The organism is Actinocatenispora rupis, from assembly GCF_016861975.1.
In the GTDB taxonomy this organism is placed as follows: domain Bacteria; phylum Actinomycetota; class Actinomycetes; order Mycobacteriales; family Micromonosporaceae; genus Actinocatenispora; species Actinocatenispora rupis.
Genome location: NZ_BOMB01000063.1, coordinates 1 through 1500 on the forward strand (window position 1 = coordinate 1; position 1500 = coordinate 1500).

General features: G+C 67.7%; 1 protein-coding gene. It reads left to right on the forward strand.

The window, feature by feature from the left end; all coding sequences use genetic code 11:
• Positions 1 to 248 precede the first annotated feature (248 nt).
• On the forward strand, positions 249 to 1475 hold the full coding sequence (locus Aru02nite_RS36250; RefSeq protein ID WP_203665077.1) for an IS110 family RNA-guided transposase: 1227 nt from the start codon (positions 249 to 251) through the stop codon (positions 1473 to 1475).
• Positions 1476 to 1500: the final 25 nt, after the last annotated feature.

Sequence of the window (1500 nt, forward strand, 5' to 3'; positions counted from 1 at the left end):
CCTAATCAGTTCTGGGAGTGAGCCATCCGGCACACTCCTGGTGGTAGCCGGCCGGTGGGTGAGCACTCCCGGTTCCTGGACGTTGAGTCCTGCCGAAAGACAGTGCCCTTGCCGGAAGGCCGGGAGAAGTGATCGCTGCTGGGTTGTCGTGCCCCGCGTGTTCGTTGCGGGAAGCACTGCTTGATTAGGTCGCTGATGACTCTCCCGCTGGCTACTCGCGGTGATCGACGTCGAGAACGGGAGGGCCGTTGCGGCTGTTTGTGGGAGATGACTGGGCCGAGGACCATCACGACATCGAGCTGATGGATCCCTCGGGTCGCCGGCTGGCCAAAGCCCGGCTGCCCGAGGGCGTGGCGGGGATGGGCCGGTTGCATGCGATGGTCGGTGACCAGCTCGGCGAGGCCGGCGACGAGGACGTGGAGGTGCTGGTCGGGATCGAGACCGACCGGGGTCCGTGGGTGGCGGCCCTGATCGCGGCCGGATACACGGTGCTCGCGGTCAACCCGTTGCAGGCGGCCAGGTTCCGGGACCGGCTGGGGGTGTCGGGCGCCAAAAGCGACGCCGGTGACGCGCACGTGCTGGCTGACATGGTCCGCACCCACTCCCACCAGTTGCGGCCGGTCGCTGGGGACAGCCCCGAGGCTGAGGCGGTCAAGGTCGTGGCCCGCACCCACAAGACGCTGATCTGGGAACGAACCCGTCACACCCAGCGGTTGCGGCACGCGCTGCGCGACTACTTCCCTGCCGCGCTGGTCGCCTTCGACGACCTCGACGCCGTCGACAGTCTGGAACTGCTGGCCAAGGCCCCCACCCCGGCGCGGGCCGCCCGGTTGACGATCGCCCAGATCAGCGGCGCGTTGCGACGAGCGCGTCGAAAAGACGTCCGGGACAAAGCGGCGGCCGTCCAGGCCGCGCTGCGCGCCGAGCAGCTCAGCCAGCCCGAGATCGTGGCTGACGGCTATGCCGCGTCGGTCCAGGCGCTGCTCGCGGTCCTGACCGTGTTGAACACCCAGGTGAAAGCATTGCAAGGGCAGGTGGAGACACATTTTGGGCGCCACCCGGCCGCTGAGATCTACCGGTCCCAGCCAGGCCTGGGACCGGTCCTCGGCGCTCGGGTGCTCGCAGAGTTCGGCGACGACCCGCACCGCTACGCCTCTGCCAAGGCCCGCAAGAACTACGCGGGCACCTCCCCGATCACCCGCGCCTCCGGCAAGAAGAAGGTCGCCCTGGCCCGGTTCGTGCACAACGACCGGCTCATCGACGCACTGATGAGCCAGTCGTTCGCCGCGCTGAAAACCTCGCCCGGCGCACGGGCCTACTACGACCGACAACGCGCCCGCGGCTGCGGACACAACCCCGCTCTGCGTCAACTCGCCAACCGACTCGTCGGCATCCTCCACGGCTGCCTCAAAACCGGCACCCTCTACAACGAGACAACCGCCTGGTCGCATCACATCAACTCGATCACGGCTTGACATTCAAGCTCCTGGGATGTCTTTC